At 42.3% G+C, this 20,077-nt stretch carries 20 protein-coding genes; 15 read left to right on the top strand and 5 right to left on the bottom strand.

What is annotated here, in order from left to right; genetic code table 11:
- Positions 1–94: 94 nt before the first annotated feature.
- Together BM739_RS07760 and BM739_RS07765 are read right to left on the bottom strand one after the other, a co-directional pair.
- Positions 95–1,138 (bottom strand): MJ1255/VC2487 family glycosyltransferase, encoded by a 1,044-nt coding sequence (locus BM739_RS07760; RefSeq protein WP_076539306.1) that lies wholly within the window; start codon positions 1,136–1,138, stop codon positions 95–97.
- Positions 1,139–1,179: 41 nt separating this feature from the next.
- The gene (locus BM739_RS07765) at positions 1,180–1,692 is read right to left on the bottom strand and encodes a phosphatase PAP2 family protein (protein ID WP_076539308.1); all 513 of its coding nucleotides are present in this window, start codon (positions 1,690–1,692) and stop codon (positions 1,180–1,182) included.
- Between the two features lie 371 nt (positions 1,693–2,063).
- Here BM739_RS07765 and rraA point away from each other — a divergent pair, with 371 nt between their 5' ends.
- From rraA to BM739_RS07830, 13 genes are all read left to right on the top strand, one after another.
- Positions 2,064–2,549 carry a ribonuclease E activity regulator RraA gene (gene rraA / locus BM739_RS07770; RefSeq protein WP_076539310.1) on the top strand — a complete coding sequence of 162 codons (486 nt, stop codon included), beginning with the start codon at positions 2,064–2,066 and terminating at the stop codon, positions 2,547–2,549.
- A gap of 172 nt (positions 2,550–2,721) precedes the next feature.
- Positions 2,722–3,753, top strand: a complete 1,032-nt coding sequence (locus BM739_RS07775; RefSeq protein WP_076539312.1) for a formimidoylglutamase — start codon at positions 2,722–2,724, stop codon at positions 3,751–3,753.
- Positions 3,754–4,032: 279 nt separating this feature from the next.
- A complete protein-coding gene (gene ubiE / locus BM739_RS07780) occupies positions 4,033–4,788 on the top strand; it encodes a bifunctional demethylmenaquinone methyltransferase/2-methoxy-6-polyprenyl-1,4-benzoquinol methylase UbiE (RefSeq protein ID WP_076539314.1) in 756 nt (251 codons plus the stop codon).
- Positions 4,788–5,408 (top strand): SCP2 domain-containing protein, encoded by a 621-nt coding sequence (locus BM739_RS07785; RefSeq protein ID WP_076539316.1) that lies wholly within the window; start codon positions 4,788–4,790, stop codon positions 5,406–5,408. Before ubiE ends, BM739_RS07785 begins: the two co-directional genes overlap by 1 nt.
- Positions 5,405–7,054, top strand: coding sequence for a ubiquinone biosynthesis regulatory protein kinase UbiB (gene ubiB, locus BM739_RS07790; RefSeq protein WP_076539318.1), 1,650 nt, complete (start codon positions 5,405–5,407; stop codon positions 7,052–7,054). The genes BM739_RS07785 and ubiB overlap by 4 nt, the downstream gene beginning before the upstream one ends.
- Positions 7,055–7,159: 105 nt before the next feature.
- On the top strand, positions 7,160–7,393 hold the full coding sequence (gene tatA / locus BM739_RS07795; RefSeq protein WP_076539319.1) for a Sec-independent protein translocase subunit TatA: 234 nt from the start codon (positions 7,160–7,162) through the stop codon (positions 7,391–7,393).
- 6 nt (positions 7,394–7,399) lie between these two features.
- Entirely contained in the window at positions 7,400–7,798 is a 399-nt protein-coding gene (gene tatB, locus BM739_RS07800; RefSeq protein WP_076539320.1) for a Sec-independent protein translocase protein TatB, read from the top strand.
- 12 nt (positions 7,799–7,810) lie between these two features.
- Positions 7,811–8,569 (top strand): twin-arginine translocase subunit TatC, encoded by a 759-nt coding sequence (gene tatC, locus BM739_RS07805; RefSeq protein WP_076539321.1) that lies wholly within the window; start codon positions 7,811–7,813, stop codon positions 8,567–8,569.
- Between the two features lie 52 nt (positions 8,570–8,621).
- On the top strand, positions 8,622–9,146 hold the full coding sequence (locus BM739_RS07810) for a hypothetical protein (protein WP_076539322.1): 525 nt from the start codon (positions 8,622–8,624) through the stop codon (positions 9,144–9,146).
- A gap of 3 nt (positions 9,147–9,149) precedes the next feature.
- Positions 9,150–9,947 carry a TatD family hydrolase gene (locus BM739_RS07815; RefSeq protein WP_076539325.1) on the top strand — a complete coding sequence of 266 codons (798 nt, stop codon included), beginning with the start codon at positions 9,150–9,152 and terminating at the stop codon, positions 9,945–9,947.
- A complete protein-coding gene (locus tag BM739_RS07820) occupies positions 9,947–11,851 on the top strand; it encodes a diguanylate cyclase (RefSeq protein WP_076539327.1) in 1,905 nt (634 codons plus the stop codon). Before BM739_RS07815 ends, BM739_RS07820 begins: the two co-directional genes overlap by 1 nt.
- A 26-nt stretch (positions 11,852–11,877) precedes the next feature.
- Positions 11,878–12,888 (top strand): porphobilinogen synthase, encoded by a 1,011-nt coding sequence (gene hemB, locus BM739_RS07825; protein WP_076539329.1) that lies wholly within the window; start codon positions 11,878–11,880, stop codon positions 12,886–12,888.
- A 304-nt stretch (positions 12,889–13,192) separates the two neighbouring features.
- Positions 13,193–13,744, top strand: a complete 552-nt coding sequence (locus BM739_RS07830) for a thioredoxin family protein (RefSeq protein ID WP_076539331.1) — start codon at positions 13,193–13,195, stop codon at positions 13,742–13,744.
- A 99-nt stretch (positions 13,745–13,843) separates the two neighbouring features.
- On the opposite strand, the gene BM739_RS07835 is transcribed toward BM739_RS07830, so the two are convergent.
- A complete protein-coding gene (locus BM739_RS07835) occupies positions 13,844–14,770 on the bottom strand; it encodes an exopolyphosphatase (RefSeq protein ID WP_083698094.1) in 927 nt (308 codons plus the stop codon).
- Positions 14,771–16,066, bottom strand: a complete 1,296-nt coding sequence (gene rhlB / locus BM739_RS07840; RefSeq protein WP_076539333.1) for an ATP-dependent RNA helicase RhlB — start codon at positions 16,064–16,066, stop codon at positions 14,771–14,773.
- A gap of 153 nt (positions 16,067–16,219) precedes the next feature.
- Between rhlB and trxA the strand changes: the two genes are divergently transcribed.
- Both trxA and rho read left to right on the top strand, forming a co-directional pair.
- On the top strand, positions 16,220–16,546 hold the full coding sequence (gene trxA, locus BM739_RS07845) for a thioredoxin TrxA (RefSeq protein WP_055023577.1): 327 nt from the start codon (positions 16,220–16,222) through the stop codon (positions 16,544–16,546).
- A 345-nt stretch (positions 16,547–16,891) separates the two neighbouring features.
- Entirely contained in the window at positions 16,892–18,157 is a 1,266-nt protein-coding gene (rho, locus tag BM739_RS07850; RefSeq protein ID WP_076539336.1) for a transcription termination factor Rho, read from the top strand.
- 136 nt (positions 18,158–18,293) lie between these two features.
- Here the strand turns inward: rho and rhlP are convergent, their stop codons facing one another.
- Positions 18,294–19,202, bottom strand: coding sequence for a rhombotarget lipoprotein (rhlP, locus tag BM739_RS07855; protein ID WP_254843496.1), 909 nt, complete (start codon positions 19,200–19,202; stop codon positions 18,294–18,296).
- Positions 19,203–20,077: the final 875 nt, after the last annotated feature.

The raw sequence follows: 20,077 nt of genomic DNA on the forward strand, positions 1-20,077 counted from the left end.
TTACTTATTACTTACCAAGGTAATTAGCAAAGCTAGCGACTAACGAATTGACCTTGAGTCACAGGCAAAGAAAGACTCGATTTTCTGATGCCATTTACTTGCGCCAGTTATCAGGTAACTCCACTTGCGACCATAAATCGTTGCACAGCGTTTGATGCTGATGCCAATCTCCTTGCTTTAACCAACTGACTAATGCATCTCCCACTTGCGGATATGCTATCGGTTTGGGCGACGGCGCCTTTAACCATCGGGCTAACATTTTACTATCTAAGCTATCCATACTTTGTCCTGCAGCCAACAGCTCTAATGCTGCTACGTTTGATGATTGCTCAAATTGCCCCTGCAACGGTTTAACCAGTAGCTTCTTACCTAATGTCATCGCCTCGCTGGCTAGCTCAAAACCTGCATTACCTATTACTCCACCACATTGCGACATGTGTTGTTTAAACCCACAGCGATCAAAACTAAACCAATTAATATGCTCAGGTAATGACTGCTTTGGCTTATTGCCATGGTAAACAAAAAATTGATAGTCAGGGAAAGGGCTTAAAAAATCCGCTATCGCATCGGCACTTTCAAAGGGTAAATACACCAAAATTTGATGACTGTGAGCACCGCAACTTGGCTCAACTTCAACAAAGGGAGGTAAAATAGCAAAACCAAAATGATGCCAATGACAGCCTAATTTGATATCTGTAGGTGCAAAATGATTTAACAGTAATTCATCAAACCAGCTCATTCCCTGTTTAGGTACAGAATATTGCAATGACGCTTGATGGCTGATCGCAATTGAAGTCACGCCTTGTTTTTTAGCCGCCCAAGCACTCACGGGTTCAAAGTCATTTAATACTAAATCGTAGCCGTTCAAATCAAGTTGCTGCACTTCAGATAAAATAGGTGCGCTGATATTTCTGTTAATTGTTTTGCCAATACTCACTCGGCCTGCTTCAGTAACAAAGGACAACCCGGTCCTAACTTGATAATTACCAAAACATTGCATATCAAAATACTCACCTTCAGCGCGGCCACTAAATAAAAAGTCGACCTCGATATCAGTTTTACTTAACGCCTTTGCCATGACTCTGGCGCGGCTAATATGGCCATTTCCCGTCCCTTGAACACCGTATAATATTTTCATGATTTACCTTGTTTAATGACCAATTTCAGCGCTATGACAAACTAAATCAACGGCTCAGCTAAGATAACCACAACGACACCCAGCCCAATACCAGCAACAATATCCAATGGATAATGCACCCCAAGCGCTATTCGAGATAATCCAATCGCCAAGGCCCAGCTCATTGCGATTGGCCACAATGCAGGAAAAGTCGAGGTGATGGCCATCGCCATAATAAAGGCCGCTGCGGTGTGCCCTGAGGGCAAACTAAATTTGTCTGATGCCTGAAAGCTGCTATCAAAGCCTGCAAAAGCGGCGCAAGGCCTAGTGCGGCGAATGGCATTTTTAAAGACAAAATATAACGGCAGTTCGATGATAAAACTGACTAACATCAAATTAAAAAACTGACTACCTTGAGGGTGTAAAAACAATAAACCTACCGCCATATACACGTAATAATGGCCATCCCCACTTGCTGAGATCCTTTTCGCTAAAGGGGTTAACTTATGAGTTCGACAAAAAGTAATAATGTGGCAAAACAGAAGCTTATCCAGTGCGCTAATCGTCATAGCCATACAAAATCCTTATAGTTCAATTGTTCAACCTTATTAAGAACTGTAAATAGAGCTAATGACGCTTAGATGACAGGCTATCGAAACTTTTATGACAATCATAACTTACTCAAAGGAGTCACCACAGACAGGGCAATAATGCAGTTAATCATATAAAAACAAGGACTAAGGCTGATAATGGGCTTATCACAGCAATAAACAACAGCCGTTTAACTCACCCCGCCTTAAGACCAAAGACTGAACAACTAACTGATTATCTTTATCAAGTGATGAATATCGCTGTTATTTTCATAAAAAGCTCATATAATTCATATATTATTGCTTTGATAACTGGCGAAAACCTCTGTTAATCGCTAACCCCAAGGAGTGTCACTATGGAATACAACACCTCAGAATTGTGTGATATGTATTTAGATGTCGTTGATGTAGTAGAACCAATGTTCAGTAATTACGGCGGTTGTAGCTCTTTTGGTGGTTCGATTAGTACCATCAAATGTTTTGAAGATAACGGCTTAATTGCTGATGCGCTGCAAGCAGAAGGCGAAGGTAAAGTCTTGTTAGTAGATGGTGGCGGTTCAATGCGCCGTGCATTAATTGATGCCTCGATTGCTGAAATCGCAGTGGCTAACAAGTGGGAAGGCATTATTGTTTACGGCTCAGTACGTGATGTCGACACCCTTGAAGAAATGGATATTGGTATTCAAGCATTAGCTTCAATCCCGATTGGCGCTGACACTAATGGCGTGGGTGAAGTTGAAATCCCAGTTAACTTTGGTGGGGTAACATTCCTGCCATGCGATCATATCTATGCTGACAATACCGGCGTTATCTTATCGCCAGAGCCATTAGATATCGAATAATCGATTGATATTGCTGGTTACATATTACCAGTTCAAATATCGACTAAAGCCAGCTATGCTGGCTTTTTTATGGCCTATTTTTTAAGGCATAAGCTCTAAGTATTTGACGCTAGATATGTGGCTCGACATATTAGCCTCAAAGCTAACCCCAATTGAATGAAATAGGTTCTTAATGTTGCAGATAATGACCCGCAGTCAAGTTAATCAATACCTCTCAGGCAGAGATGGCGAAATCAAACTGGGCCAAACCGTCAAGCTTATCTCCGAATCAGCCCCCTCTTTAGCTGATCTTAAACAGGCACTTTGTGAGGCTAAAACCAATGGGGTGCAATTTGTCATTGTCGGAATTACCGAAGATGCAGGTCCAAGGGCTAACTTAGGCCGCGGTGGCTCATCTGCAGCCTTTAGTGCCACTATGCAACAATGGCTTAATTTGCAGTCCAACCGTTACCTTGATGGTAAACAGTGTCTTATTTTAGGGGAAATATCTCAGGCCCCACTGCCAGAAGCGGCATCCCTAGAAGAGTTAAGGCAAGCAACTAAAGAACTAGATAACCAAGTCATTAGCGTGATCAGCCAAATTCTAGCAGCAGAGCTTGAGCCCATAGTGATCGGCGGCGGCCATAACAATGCATATGGTATGCTAATGGCGACTAAAGCTCACTTTAATCAGGCCGCAGCGGCAGTAAACCTTGACCCCCATAGCGATTTTCGCCCACGGGAAGGCCGCCACAGTGGCAACGGCTTTAGCTATGCCGCAGCCAATGGCGCATTAGCTTATTACCATGTGCTAGGTTTACATGAGCTAAAAAACAGTGAAGCCACCTTAGAGCAATTAAGCTTATTTGGCGGTCATTGGCATAGCTTTCAGCAAATTTGGGTCAGACGAGAAATCGACTTAGGCCAGGCGCTACAGCAAATCGCCAGCAATCTTAATCAAACTCAACTGCCAGTGGCCTTAGAAATTGATGTAGATGCCATTGCGAAAATGCCCAGCAGCGCATCCACCTTTGCCGGCGTGCCCTTGTTAGATGCCTGCCACTATATTCATTACATCGCTAAGCACTGCCCTTGTACTTATCTGCATATTGCTGAAGCCGCGCCTCAATGCCACGATGCAGGTGATATGGCCGGTAAACGTGATGTAGGCCAAAGTGTCAGTGAATTAATTTACAGTTATATTCAGGCAAGAAAAGTCAGCTAGCTTGAGCGAGGAATATTTGAACTGCTCTCGCTTAAGGATCGTACAAGCTTACGCTGTTAAATTTTTAACACGCGATTACCTAATACTTTCACTATTCAATAACAGTGAATTTTATGCTCTAATGCAGGGCAATTTTGATGAGATAGAAAAATACGCTGTCTTAACGCATTCTTAGCTATTTCAAGTAAACTTGATCACATTCTGGCTGATTAAAGTTTCTGCAAAGCAAGCAATGACATACACTCGCTGTTAATTACCGCACATTATAGGAATACACAGATGTCTGAGGGCGACCCAAAGAACACCCATTTTGGTTACAAAACCGTTGATTCAGAGAAAAAAGCGGATTTAGTTGCTGACGTATTTCATTCGGTTGCTGCTAAATACGACATCATGAATGATGTTATGTCATTCGGTGTTCACCGTTTTTGGAAACGTCACACCATTGCGACCGCAGGCGCAAGACCGGGCATGAAAGTACTTGATCTTGCTGGCGGCACCGGTGATTTAACCGCTAAGTTCTCGCACCTTGTCGGTGAGCGCGGCCAGGTTATTCTTGCTGACATTAATGATTCAATGCTTAAAGTTGGCCGCACTAAATTGCGTGATAAAGGCATTGTTAGCAATGTCAGTTACGTACAAGCCAATGCTGAAGCACTGCCGTTTCCTGACAATCATTTTGATATTATTACCATTGCCTTTGGTTTACGTAATGTGACCGATAAAGACGCAGCGCTGCGTTCGATGCGCCGCGTACTAAAACCAGGCGGAAAGTTATTAGTGCTTGAGTTCTCAAAACCTCAACACGAAGTCATGCGTAAAGTTTATGATCTTTATAGCTTTAAAGTGTTGCCTAAAATGGGCGCATTAATTACCCAAGATGCTGATAGCTATGAATACTTAGCTGAGTCAATTCGTATGCATCCAGATCAAGAAACCTTAAAGCAAATGATGATCGATGCCGGTCTTGAGCAAGTTGACTACACCAATATGACAGATGGTGTTGTGGCCTTGCATCGCGGTTACAAATTCTAATGCTGCCGAACCACTTTTCATTACTGGCTTGTGCTGCAATGGAAACTGCCATCGGGCAGTTACAAGCACAAGATCAGGGTGAATATGCCCGGCTAAAGCAGTTGCACGGTAAAGTATTTAAAATCCAGTTAACCCAAGTTAATTGGCCGATATACCTTATTTTTGCACCGCAAATTCAAGTCATGAGCGCTTATGAAGCCACTGTTGACGTCAGTATTACTGCTGATGTCACAACGCTTTATAAGGTGACTGAAGGGGCGAACCTTACCGAGCTCATTAAGCAAGATAAGCTGATCCTCGATGGCGACATCAACTTATTGCAAAGTTTTAGTCACTACTTAAAACACATAGAGTTAGATTTTGCCGAGCCACTGTCAAAGTATATTGGCGATGCCCCAACACACATGTTGCTGGCTAATTCTAAACAGCTCGCCTCGACATTAAAGCAAGTGGTTGCAAAGTCATGGTCTCATGTGGGGCAATTAACCACTGAAGAATATCGACTGGCACCGCATCAAATCGACTTCATCCATTTTCGTGATAATCTGGAACAACTTGTTGAGCAAACAACAAGCATTGAGTCCAAGATAGCAAAATTAAGAGAAAAAATTACCCCATGACAATTGCAAGTATCAGGCGTGGTTACCAAGTCATAAAAACTGTACTCCATTACGGCTTAGATGATGTTTTACCCAAAAATAAAACTCCCTGGTATTTTTCTATTCTGCGAAATTGTTTCTTTTGGATCCGCAATCAACATAAAGACAAACCTTCTGCCGAGCGCTTAAAGCTGGCGATGCAAGATTTAGGTCCGGTCTACATCAAGCTAGGGCAAATGCTGTCAACTCGACGCGACTTACTCAATGATGAGTGGGCCAGTGAGCTCACTATGTTGCAAGACCGCGTGCCACCTTTTGATTCAGCCCTTGCCCGCCAAGCTATTGAAGCAGAGCTAAAAGCCCCCATTGACTCGCTATTTGATAACTTTGAAGACATTCCCTTAGCGTCAGCATCCATATCTCAAGTTCACACCGCGAATTTAAAAGAAAATGGCGCAGAAGTCGTATTAAAAGTATTACGTCCAAATGTTGAAGCGCAGGTGAATGCCGACCTTCAACTGATGTGCCAAGCGGCCAATTTACTTGAAAAGCTATTAGGTGAAGGCAATCGTCTGCGCCCTGCTGAAGTGATTGATGATTATCGCACCACCATTTTAGGCGAGCTTAACCTTAAACTTGAGGCGCTTAATGCCATCAAGCTACGTAACAATTTTTTAGACTCAGATAGCTTGTATGTGCCTTATGTTTATGAAGATTATTGCTACCCTCGCCTAATGGTAATGGAGCGAGTTTACGGTATTCCCGTTTCCGATGTTGAAGCCCTAAAAGCCCAAGGCACTAATTTAAAGCTTCTGGCTGAACGCGGCGTTGAGCTGTTTTTTACCCAAGTATTTCGTGATAATTTTTTCCATGCTGACATGCACCCTGGCAATATATTTATAAGCCGTGAGCACCCTGACAATCCATTTTATATCGGCATGGATTGCGGCATTATGGGCACCCTTAATGATGTCGACAAGCGCTATTTAGCTGAAAACTTCTTAGCCTTTTTCAATCGTGATTATCAGCGTATTGCCCAGCTTTACATTGAATCGGGTTGGGTATCAGAAAACACTGACGTACTGGCATTTGAGCAAGCTGTTAAGATGGTTTGTGAGCCCATGTTTAATAAACCATTAGATGAAATCTCATTTGGCCATGTGTTACTTGAGTTGTTTCGCACCGCCCGCCAATTCGATATCGTCGTGCAACCACAGCTAGTTTTACTAGAAAAAACACTGCTTTACATTGAAGGCTTAGGTCGTCAGCTGTACCCACAGCTAGACTTATGGTCAACAGCTAAACCGTTTTTAGAGCAGTGGATGTCTGAACAAGTCGGCCCGAAAGCCATTTTTGATAAAGTAAAAATGAAGAGCCCTTATTGGGCTGAAAAGCTGCCTGAATTTCCAGAACTTATCTATGACAATTTAAAAATGGGTCGAAAACTACTGGGCACCCAACAACAAATGCTTGATAAGTACCTAAAATTTCAGCATAAAGCTCATAAAAGTAATTACTTATTAATAACAGCTGCTGTAATGTTGATCTGTGGCACAATATTATTAAACCAATACGCTACACTATGGCCTGCTTACATTTGTATCACATCAGGTATAGTGCTTTGGTTCACAGGATGGCGATCCAGACCAAAAAACCGTAAATTTTAACTAGCACTTATACATTAGAGGTTCATAATACTCTATGTATAAAGGTTACAATTGTGAATGTAAAAATTCCAACATCATGTTTTTATTCTTATAGAGGAAATGTTCATGGGCGGCATCAGTATTTGGCAGCTTCTAATTATTGCGTTAATTGTTGTGTTGTTATTCGGAACTAAAAAATTACGTTCTTTAGGTGGCGATTTAGGTGGGGCTGTTAAGGGCTTCAAAAATGCAATGAATCCTGAAGATGAAGAAAAGAAGTCTCTAGAAGACAGCACTGCGAAAAAGTCTGAACAGGCAACTGAGCAGAAATCCGAGTCAAAGGATAAAGAACAGGCGTAATTCATTATGTTTGACGGTATTGGCTTTATGGAGCTACTGCTGATTGGAATTTTGGGGCTTGTGGTTCTCGGCCCCGAAAGACTTCCGGTTGCAGTACGTTCAATCTCTGAGTGGATCCGCTCATTAAAGCGGATGGCAAACTCAGTCAAAGATGAATTAGAGCAAGAGCTTAAAATTGATCAGCTTCATGCTGACCTCAAAAAAGCGGAAAGCAAAGGTTTATCGAACCTATCACCTGAACTACAAGAGTCCATTGATCAGCTTAAAGATGCTGCGAAATCGGTTAATCGTCCCTACCAAGTTGATGATGTAGCCAAAGATACCCCAGCAACTACTCCCGCTGAAAGTTCCACTGCCAAAAGTGAACAAGCAAACGACTCTGACAGTTCAAATACCAAAAGCTAACACGGGTAACCAATGTCACAACAGCTACCTCTTATCAGTCATTTGCTTGAGTTACGTAATAAGTTACTTAGAGCTATCGGCAGCGTATTGCTGGTATTTATCTGCTTAGTTTATTGGGCAAATGACATTTACCATTATATGGCAATCCCATTAATGCAATCACTGCCAGAGACCGGCAGTATGATTGCAACGGATGTAGCCGCGCCCTTTTTTGCGCCATTTAAATTAACCTTAGTGTTATCGTTTTTTGTGGCGATCCCCTACGTACTATTTCAAGTATGGTCATTTGTGGCGCCCGGTTTATACAAACACGAAAAACGCATGATTATGCCGCTGCTATTTAGCAGTACGGTATTATTTTACCTCGGTATTGCTTTCGCCTATTACGTCGTTTTTCCGGTGGTATTTGCGTTTTTCACCAGTGTTGCACCAGAAGGTGTGCAAGTAGCGACCGACATTAGTAGCTATTTAAGTTTTATCTTAAAGCTATTTTTTGCTTTTGGTTTAGCCTTTGAAATCCCTGTGGCCGTAGTATTAATGTGCTGGGCTGGCGTGACAACACCAGATGAGCTCAAACAAAAACGCCCTTACATTGTTGTAGGTGCATTTGTGGTTGGCATGATGCTAACGCCACCTGATATTATTTCACAAACAATGTTAGCGATTCCTATGTTAATATTATTTGAAGGTGGTTTATTAGCAGCTAGGCTATATACCCCAAAAGAAGATACAGATAACGAAGAGCCAGAGAACGAAAAAGCTGATAGTTAAATTGCGCATCGCACTCATGGACTAGTAAAACAATAAAAAGAAGGATTCTGTTATGCGTTTAACTTTGATTGCCACTTTTGCTTTGGCTATCTCTTCTCAAGCACAAGCCAGTGTTGAGCAACAACTGGCTAGCTGTGCAGCTCAAACTGACAAACTTGATCGGTTAATGTGTTACGACGCATTAGCCGCATCGGTTAACACCTCAATCATCTCAGCGACAACAGAAACTGCACCTGCAACGGTAGCGGCTCCAGCAGCAATCACCACTTCTGCGCTAACAACCACTGCTAGCGCCCCAGCTGCGCAATTAACCAATGCAGAGCAAGAGTTTGGCCTTAAAAAGAAGGTCGATGAGGATGTCACTCGCCTTTATGCTGACGTTGTATCGGTAAAAAAAGATCCTTACGGCGCATTGATTATTACCCTGTCTAATAATCAAACTTGGAAACAATCAGGTACGGACCGCTATAAAGTGAAAAAAGATCAAACCGTCTTTGTTGAAAAAGGCGCTCTCGGTTCATTCCTACTGGGCAGCGATGATCGCAACTCCACTATTCGAGTGAAGCGTTTAAAATAAATCATGGCGCAGCATATCGACATAGCCGTTAATCTGCTTAGCAGCAGGTTAATCGCTGATATAGACAACATAGTGACTCAAGCGGCGCAACATCATGTTTCGCCGTTAATTGTTATTGGCAGTGATATTACTGAAAGTAGCGACAGCGCCTCGCTGTGCGCAAAATATCCTCAGCAACTCTACAGCACCGCAGGAGTTCACCCCCACCACGCCAGTAGCTGGAATGCTGCCAGTGCTGATGAGATAAAAACCCTAGCGGCATTAAAACCAGTGGTTGCTATTGGTGAATGCGGTTTAGATTATAATCGCGACTTTTCTCCCCGTGATGCCCAGCGCCATGCCTTTCACGCCCAACTTGAACTGGCAGTAGCATTACAAATGCCGGTCCTGATGCACTGTCGTGACGCTCACGAGGACTTTATTGCAATAGTAAGTCAATATCGCCACAAGCTGCCTGCAGCGCTGCTGCATTGCTTTACAGGCACCAAAGATGAGTTACTTGCTTGCCTTGAATTAGATTTACATATCGGCATAACTGGCTGGGTATGCGATGAACGCCGCGGCGCTGAACTGGCGAGCATAGTGCCATTGATCCCAAACAACCGCTTAATGGTTGAAACCGACAGCCCTTATTTATTGCCTCGCAGCATGCGCCCTAAACCTAAATCCAGCAAAAACTTGCCACAATACTTGCCCGATATTGTCGAGTATATGGCTAATCTACGTCAGCAACCCTATGAAGAGCTAGCTGCCCATTGCTACACCAACAGCCAGCGTTTTTTTAACCTAGGGCAGGATTAATGCAGCAAGTGCATTGGGCGTTTAAAGCATTTACTTTGGTTTTTATTATATTGCTAACTCAGTTACAGGCAGCGCACGCGCTTGCCATTGAGCACAGCAATACCCCACTGAGATTAACCGCCTCATCCATTACAAAAATCAAATTAACGGATTGGATGTATATCAATCAATCGCAAGATATTGAAGAACTTGCCAGCTTAAAAATGCTTAAAAATAGCCGACAGGATTGGCGCAAGTTAAGCCGCGGCGATATGCGTAAAATTGGCGCTAAAAATACTTGGTTGAGTTTTAGTATTTTTAACCATAATGACCACCTATCACGCATGATAGCGCTGGATAACCCGCTGCTAGATAGCATGAAGCTATATCATTTAGTCAATAACAAATTGGTAAAAGTTGAGCTAATGGGTGATAGCTATCCATTTAAACAGCGCCCACTGCAGAGTAATTTATTTCTTTACCCCTTTGAATTACAGCCAAACGAAACACATACCTTTTACTTAAAAATCGATAATCGCGGCAGCTTAAATTTTCCATTAGTACTATGGAGTAAAAATGATTACAGCCATGCCATAGAATCTCAAAGTCTTGCTAATGGCTTTCAAATTGGGATATTGATTGCCATCGGGCTATTTAGTTTGTTTATCGCGCTCGCATCAGGGTCTTTTAGTTACAGTTACTATAGCGGCTATGTGCTCAGCTTAACCCTGCTTGTGGCCACGATTCATGGTATTGCCTTTCAATATTTATGGCCCACACTGCCGGTGGTGCAAAACTTAGCTATTCCAATATTAATCCCGATAGCCTTAGCTTTTGCGCTGATGTTTACCGAAAAAGTGATGCTACTTAAATACCATAATAAACCGATGCTTTTAGCCGGTCGTTACCTTGCGGTTTACTGCCTTTTACTGAGTCTGGTTATCTCGTTTATTGATTTTAAAATCAGCTTATATTTACTCAGTTTCTCGGTAATCGCCATTAGCTGTGTACTGATCACCTTCTCTTTAATACAAGTGATTAAAGGCAGTAAAAATGCTCGTTTATATGCTATTGCCCGTATAGGGCTATTTATTAGCGCCATTCTCAGCGGGCTGATTTATCTGGGCTATTTACAATGGTATATGCCAGCGCATACCCCAGTTATGATCGGACTGACCTTTGAAGTTATTGTTATGGCTGCAGTGTTAGCTGTGCGCTATAACGATGAACGAAAAGCCAAACTGCAAATGCAAAAAAAGGCCTTAGAGCAAGCGCAAAAACTGCAACAAAACCGTGATGAAGCTTTAAAAGCAGAAGCAAGAACCAATGAACGCCTCGAACAAATGGTCGCAGAGCGGACTCTTGAGCTCGAAGTCACCTTGCGTGAACTAAATGATGCCAACCAAAAACTACAGCAACAAAGTACCACTGACAGTTTAACAGGGGTAAAAAATAGAAATGCCTTTGATAAACGCCTAACCGCAGAAGGACGCATTAGCCGTCGTCAGCAAACCTCGCTTGCTATCCTAATGGTTGATATTGATAAATTTAAAGAGATTAATGATCAATTTGGTCACCTTGCTGGCGACCTTGCAATTAAAGTGATTGCGACAACAATTTCTGAGTTTTTAAAACGACCAACCGATCTGGTGTCACGTTTTGGAGGTGAAGAGTTTGCTATTATATTACCAAGTACTGATAGTGTAGGAGCGATGCTATTGGCTGAAAGAATTCGCCAAGCAATCTCCAATTTATCAATCGATTGGGATAATAACCCTATTTCCCTTTTCGTAAGTATCGGTGTGAGCGCTGCCATTATCGAAACCGATGAACAGCCAACTCAGTTACTTGAACAAGCAGATAAAGCGCTTTACCAAGCTAAGCGCAATGGACGAAATCAGGTTTGTCTGTTTTCGTCTGATTAAGATCAGTCTAATTTCAGGAGTCGAATGTGAATATAATTACTAGTGCTTTTCCACAGCGCAGAATGCGCCGCATGCGTAAACATGATTTCAGCCGCCGTTTAATGTCAGAAAACAAACTGTCGGTGAATGATCTTATCTACCCAATGTTTGTTCTTGAAGGCAACAATCGCACCGAAAAAGTGGCGTCGATGCCGGGTGTTGAGCGCTATTCAATCGACTTATTACTTAAAGAAGCGGCTGAATTAGTCGAACTTGGCATTCCTTTGATTGCCCTCTTCCCAGTTACACCTGCGGAAAAGAAAACCCTCATGGCTGAAGAAGCTTACAATTCTGACGGTTTAGTGCAGCGCGCAGTACGTGAACTAAAGCAAGCTTTTCCTGAGCTTGGAATTATGACCGATGTGGCACTTGACCCCTTCACCACCCATGGTCAAGACGGCATTATTGATGACACAGGTTACATCCTTAATGACATCACCACCGAAATTTTAGTTAAACAAGCCCTATCACACGCTGAAGCTGGCGCTGACATTGTCGCCCCTTCAGACATGATGGATGGCCGCATTGGCGCTATTCGTGAAGCATTAGAAGCAGCTGGCCACGTTAACACCCAAATTATGGCTTACTCAGCTAAATACTCTTCAAGTTACTACGGTCCTTTCCGTGACGCAGTCGGCTCAGCTGGTAACCTTAAAGGTGGCAACAAACATAGCTACCAAATGGATCCAGCCAATAGCGATGAAGCCTTACATGAAGTGGCACTTGATATTCAAGAAGGTGCAGACATGGTAATGGTAAAACCTGGCATGCCGTATTTAGACATTGTTCGCCGCGTAAAAACCGAACTAGCAGTGCCGACTTTTGCTTACCAAGTCAGTGGCGAGTACGCCATGCACATGGCTGCAATTCAAAACGGTTGGTTAGCTGAAAAGGCTATCGTGATGGAGTCACTACTGTGCTTTAAGCGCGCTGGCGCCGATGGCATTTTAACTTATTTTGCTAAAAGCGCTGCCCAGTGGCTTAAAGAAGATAAGTAAAAAAGCGATTATTTTTACAAGATGAATAACAAACAGGAGACCTATTGGTCTCCTTTTTTATAGCGCATTTTGCAGGCTAAATGAGTCAAATTGATTATAAAGGCGCCTAAAACAGCCTCAAATAGTGACATTCATCGCCGTAGCAATGAATATTACCTCTTGCTAATGCAGCATGAGCCAGTTCAAAGTTATCTTTGAATTTTACTTATATTAGTGATCTAGCTAACAGCTAGCTCATATTCAACTTCACTAACCTAAGGTTAAATGATTGAATCATTTTATTGTTCTTTCTTGAGGCCTTATCATGCATAAAAGCGTTAAAACAATTTTAGCTACAACCGCAATTTTCTTTGGCAGCCATTTGGTTGCTGGCTCAGCAATGGCTGGCAGTGGTTGTTCATTCGATGAAGAGCAAACAGGCTTCATGGCAACATGCAGCGAGGAGAAACAAGAAGTGATTATTACTGGACTCGTTGATATTTCAACACTTGAAAAAGACTTACCAGGTTACGCTGCAGAGTATGAGCAGTATAAAATTGATGCAGCCGCATTAACTGAATTAAAAGCGGTAACCACACCAACAAATATTGTGGTAATTATTGGTACTTGGTGCCCTGATTGCCATCGTGAAACGCCACGTTTCATGCGCCTTATCGAAGAAGCGGCTAATCCGAATATTACCGTGACTTACATCGGTATTGATCGCAGCAAAGTTGATCCAGAAGGCCTCGCGGCAGCATATGAATTCACCCGCATTCCAACCTTTATCATTGAGCAACAAGATGAAGAAATTGGCCGAATCGTTGAACGTCCAACAGTGTCGCTGGAACAAGATTTAGTCAACATTCTGAAATAATCTGTTTTGAAACTCTCTTGAGTTATTTCAGGCAAATAAAAACGGGATCATATGATCCCGTTTTTTGTATTCGATATGTATTTCAAGGGCCTTAAAGCATTAAGCCACTCTTGCAGCCAACATGCTTAGCACCCCTTCACGCAGCGCACCGCCGGATAAATTAAGCGACTCAATATCAAGTAACTCAAATAAGGCGATTAATATCGCAATCCCAGAGGCAAAGGTTGGCGCTTTTTCAGCAGATAAGCCTTGAATATGATGCAGCGACTCATTTTGCTGTGCCAACACTTCGTCTCTAAAACGATACAAAACTTTCAAAGTGATTATCTCAGAAAGCTCGCGATGATTAAGTACTGACACCACAGACTGTACGGCACCAGATGCGCCGACAACCCCTTGCCAACCCAACTGTGTCAGCTGTTGTAAGCAAGGCTTAAGCGCATCCAATACCGTAGCTTTCGCCTGTTCAAAATCACTCAGCTGATAAGGCATTTGCGTAAAAAACTGCTGATTAAAGCGCACACAGCCAAAATCAAGACTGGTTTTAAATAGCACTTCAGTGCCATTACCAATAATAAACTCAGTACTGGCGCCGCCAATATCAATCACCAATCGTTGGCCGTCACCTTCTGTTGTGGCCGCCATACCTTGGTAAATTAATTCAGCTTCTCGCAAACCACTAATGACTTCGATCGGGTGAGCTAAAATCGGTAATGCCCGTTGATGGAACTCATCAGCATTGCTGATCACACGTAAAGTTGCGGTGGCAAATACTGCCACATGCTCAGCTGCGACTTGATGTTTATCAAGCATCTCAGCAAACATTTGCAAACAATCGAGCCCGCGCTGTAATACGGCTTCATCAAGACGGTTATCAGCCCCAATACCCTCAGCCAAACGCACTTTACGTTTGTACTTTGCAATAATAGTGGGTTGGCCGTTCAGGGTGTGAGCGACCAACATATTAAAACTATTTGAGCCGAGTGTTATCGCGGCATATGCAGGCATTGCAGCTGTCACAGTCATTTACGAATGTCTACGCGCCCTTTGAGGTGGACGTCCACCACTGCGATGCGCACCACTTCTCGCACCATCACGCGTACGTGTTGTTGGGTGCTTACGATGGATACGAACCGGTGGCGGTAAATCGTCTAACAAAGCTTCACGATCATAATTAGTTACTGGTATTGAGTGCTTAATATACGTCTCAATGGCCGGTAAATTCAGCGCATACTCTTCACAAGCAAAACTCACTGACACACCTTTTTGTCCCGCACGACCGGTACGACCAATACGGTGAACGTAATCTTCACAATCATCTGGTAAATCATAGTTATAAACATGAGATACATCAGAAATATGTAAGCCACGCGCCGCCACATCCGTTGCCACGAGTACGTCAAGCGCACCAGAGGTGAATTGCTCTAAAATACGAATACGTTTTTTCTGCGGCACATCACCGGTTAATAACCCAACTCGATGGCCGTCGCCTTCTAACCATGACCACACCTTTTCACAGCTGTGTTTGGTGTTTGAAAATACGATAGCCTTTTCTGGCCAATCTTCTTCCATTAATGTCAGAAGCAAACGCATTTTATCTTCAGTAGAAGGGTAGAAAATTTCTTCTTTGATGTTCTTTGAGGTTTTTTCGCCAGGAGAGACTTCAACTTTTTCTGGATCATTCATATGATCGTAAGCTAATTCCTGAACCTTCATTGATAACGTCGCTGAAAACAACATATTTAAGCGTGACTTAGCATCAGGCATACGTCTAAACAAGAAACGAATATCTTTAATAAAACCTAAATCGAACATGCGATCAGCTTCATCAAGCACAACGGCTTGAATGGCATTTAAACTGATCACACCTTGGCGTACGTAATCGATAATACGACCCGTAGTACCAATTAAAATATCAACACCAGCATCAAGCACTTGGCGTTGAACATCATAACTCTCACCGCCATAAACAATACCGACTTTTAAACCCGTATGTCGTGCAAGCAATTTAGCATCTTTGGCAATCTGAATCGCAAGTTCGCGAGTCGGTGCCATGATGATAGCTCTAGGCTGATTAATTTGACGACCTTCTGGCTCAGCAACTGAGAGAAGGTGGTGAAATGTGGCCACTAAAAAGGCCATTGTCTTGCCAGTTCCTGTTTGTGCCTGGCCAGCAATATCTTTTTGTTGTAATAAAATGGGAAGAGATAACGCCTGAATTGGCGTACAAAATTCAAAGCCATTTTCGTTCAAAGCCTGTATAACCTCTGGCTTCAGAGGGAAGTCGGCGAATCTTTGTGTTGATAAATGTGTTTCGCTCATAGCGCAAGCATACCCGTTAGTGTTGCAAAAAAAGACTCGATCGTTTCAAATAGCTACATTAATAGAACGGTCACTTGAAAAGCTATTTAACCGTCCCAATATACATGGTAAGCCATTAATAAACTAGCAATGGTGCCAAATCTGGAGATCTACATGAGCGATAAAATTGTATACCTAAGCGATGACAGCTTCGAAAACGACGTCATTAACTCAGAATTACCAGTACTGGTAGACTTCTGGGCAGAGTGGTGTGGTCCTTGTAAAATGATTGCCCCAATCCTAGACGACGTGGCTGAAGAGTACGCGGGTAAGCTAACTGTAGCTAAATTAAACGTTGACCAAAATAATGTTTCACCTGCTAAGTACGGTGTACGTGGCATTCCAACATTATTAATGTTTAAAGGCGGCGAGTTAGTTGCCACTAAAGTGGGTGCTTTATCAAAAACTCAACTTAAAGAGTTTATTGACGCACAAGCTTAATCAAGCCTATTAATAAAATCGCGGCACTATTGATTAAAAGCATAGCCTGCTAACCCCGTTAGCAGGTTATTGCTAAAAATAACGCTATTTTAGTGTGATGAACAACAATCAATTTTAATAATGTTGCGTGTTTTACGCTTAAAAAGTGACAATCGGCACAATATATGAACAATTTGTGCCGTTTTTTCGCTAAAATTCTGGACGCACTGCCCATATAGTGCTAATTTATTCATCAGATTTTTCAACCAAACCCCTACTCGCTTATCAATCGACTATTTCAATTTCGTAATACCCAAAGAAAGATTGATTGCAGTAAGCATCGTCGCGTAATACAAGACCCCCAACATGAATTTAACTGAATTAAAAGACACGTCTATATCAGATCTGGTTTCACTAGCAGATAGCATGAAATTAGAGAACATGGCCCGTGCCCGTAAACAGGACATCATCTTCTCTATTCTGAAATCCCACGCCAAAAGCGGTGAAGACATTTTTGGTGGCGGTGTGCTTGAAATCCTCCAAGATGGTTTCGGCTTTTTAAGAAGCTCAGATGGTTCATATTTAGCAGGCCCTGATGACATTTATGTCTCTCCTAGCCAAATCAGACGCTTCAATATGCGTACCGGTGATACCATCTTTGGTAAAATCCGCCCACCGAAAGACGGTGAACGCTATTTTGCACTCCTAAAAGTTAACGAAGTTAACTTCGATAAGCCTGAAAATTCTCGCACAAAAATCCTCTTTGAAAACCTTACCCCACTGCATGCAGAAGAACGTATGCGTATGGAACGTGGTAACGGTTCAACAGAAGACATCACCTCACGTATTTTGGACCTATGTTCTCCGATTGGTAAAGGTCAGCGTGGTTTGATTGTGGCTCCGCCTAAAGCGGGTAAAACCTTATTGCTACAAAACATGGCGCAAAGCATTACCTATAACAACCCAGAAGTGGTGTTAATGGTATTACTTATCGATGAACGCCCTGAAGAAGTAACTGAAATGCAGCGCATGGTTAAAGGCGAAGTTATTGCTTCTACCTTTGATGAGCCAGCAAGTCGTCACGTTCAGGTTGCTGAAATGGTCATCGAAAAAGCCAAGCGTTTAGTTGAACACAAAAAAGACGTGGTTATCTTATTAGATTCAATCACTCGTCTTGCCCGTGCATACAACACTGTAATCCCATCATCAGGTAAAGTTCTTACTGGTGGTGTTGATGCCAACGCTTTACATCGTCCAAAACGTTTCTTCGGTGCTGCACGTAACATCGAACATGGCGGCAGCTTAACCATTATCGCAACAGCGCTAGTTGATACTGGTTCTAAAATGGATGAAGTTATTTACGAAGAATTTAAAGGTACTGGTAACCAAGAGTTACACCTTTCTCGTAAAGCAGCTGAAAAACGCGTTTTCCCTGCAATCGACTTTAACCGCTCTGGTACTCGTCGTGAAGAGAAACTAACCACACCTGATGAACTTCAAAAAATGTGGATTTTACGTAAAATCCTTAATCCTATGGATGAAGTGACTGGTATGGAATTCCTTATCGATAAATTGGCAATGACCAAAACTAACGATGAGTTCTTTACTGCAATGAAACGCGCTAAGAGTTAACGTTTATTTTGCATTAAAAAAACCACCATTATCGGTGGTTTTTTTGTATCTACATTTTCATTAAACTGAATGTCAGCAGCAACACACCAGAATAAATTACCGAGAATAGCCAACTATTCAAGACTTTTGATATTGATTAACCACGATATATTCTACGTCTAAATCCAAATACCATCAGCATGCTAAACATTGCCATATCTAACAGACCTAGTGCGCCCGCCTTACCGCTATAGCCTTCACTATGCGTTATTTTTACCTGATCAGGGTTTTCTTTGACTCGTTTTTTAAAGCTATCCAGTTGAGCTTTTAAATTCACAACCATACTATCAGCCGATTGTTCAAAGCCTTGAATACTGTCGGCACGTAGCTCTTCACTTAAATTAATGGGTGTTGAGCTACCCGATATCTGACTGGTTCCAGGCGCCCTAAATAACATCATTTTACTGTCGATATCGTAAACCACCGTATCCATCAAAGTATTAGTGTCATTCTTCTCGCCAGATACCACGTAAGCACCGACAATCGTCCAATAGCTTAATGATAGTATGCCCTCATCAGTAAACTGCACTTGGTCATAAGAAACCAAAGCAATCACGTCAATACCATACATGGTTTGTATTTGAGACAAATTAGCAAAACTCCCACCAGCAGTTAAATATGCAGAGGGGATCACTTCGATGCTACTAACAAAATCCAATGCCCTAAAATTACTAGCAACACTTTCTAAAATTTCACTTTTTTTCGATTCTGATAACCCTGCAGAATAACTATTTCCAGTCCAAGAGTTTCGAGATGAGCTGTCATTATTACTTGCAGGTACAAACGCAACACCTACACGTAATGGAAGAGTTAACTGTGGGATAGCTGGGGTAATAACTGCATCACTGGACTTTGGATAAAGGTAATCCATTACACTGCTTTTGGTGTTCACTTGCTGTGAGGCGCACCCAGATAACAACAGCATAGCTAATATGCCAACCAACCCAATGCTCTTATTTAACGGCCAATGAATCATAAATCCCTCTACGTTTTTTTGGTGTTTCATCTATTGTGAGTCATTGATGTATAGATGAAAATTCGTGGGGTCAGAGTAAACTTTATAGGGTTGGCGATAGGCACATTTTATTGGATGGCTTTTTCTTCCCTAAATGGCGTGCCCGATGATTGTATTCGAGGTTACCCAACTCTGTCCTTAAGTGGTTATACTTTAATATAATTTATGGCCTTAATTCAATGTTTTACTTACTTTTTATTGACTAAGTTATCGAAGAACATCACTTCAATCTAATCCATTGCCTGCCGCAGGCTTTTGTGCAGATACAACTGCGAGACGCTGCAAGTACGTCCTTGTAAGCTCTGCCAATACATCCATGTTTTGGAAGCTCGCTGCTGCATCTACACTGGGATTATTATCTCTTCGATTTAACTTTATTCGTGACAATTTAAAGATTAAAAAGATATAAAGCTAAAAGGCTCAATTTGAATTGAGGTCATCGAGAAAAGGCCGTGAGCTTGGCATGGATGCCAAGCTAGCTTTCGTTAGGCCACGGATGGCCTAACGAAAGCGTTAGGGCTTGTCGACAATGATCGAAGACGGATACAAACGAAGTCAAAAGCTGGATCAATCCCCATCGAAAATCATGCGCTTTTCAGCATTTTTCGTCGGGGCGCTGAGGGATATCCAAAAGGGGAACAAGCGCTTTTCCCCTTTTGGTCGGGTGTGGGTGGAAAACCCACGATCTTAATCCAAACGGAGTTTGGAAATACAGAAAGGAAACTTACGGTCTAAATCAGGTGTGAACTAAGCGCCACGACATTGATTTGATCAAAATGACAAACAAGGAATGGGGCAAAGCTTATTTCATATTCCAACGATTAGTTAAGCATGTATTTAACAGCTAAACCCATCGACAAAAAAGC

Origin of the sequence: Shewanella sp. UCD-KL21 (genome assembly GCF_001957135.1) — a bacterium.
GTDB lineage: Bacteria > Pseudomonadota > Gammaproteobacteria > Enterobacterales > Shewanellaceae > Shewanella.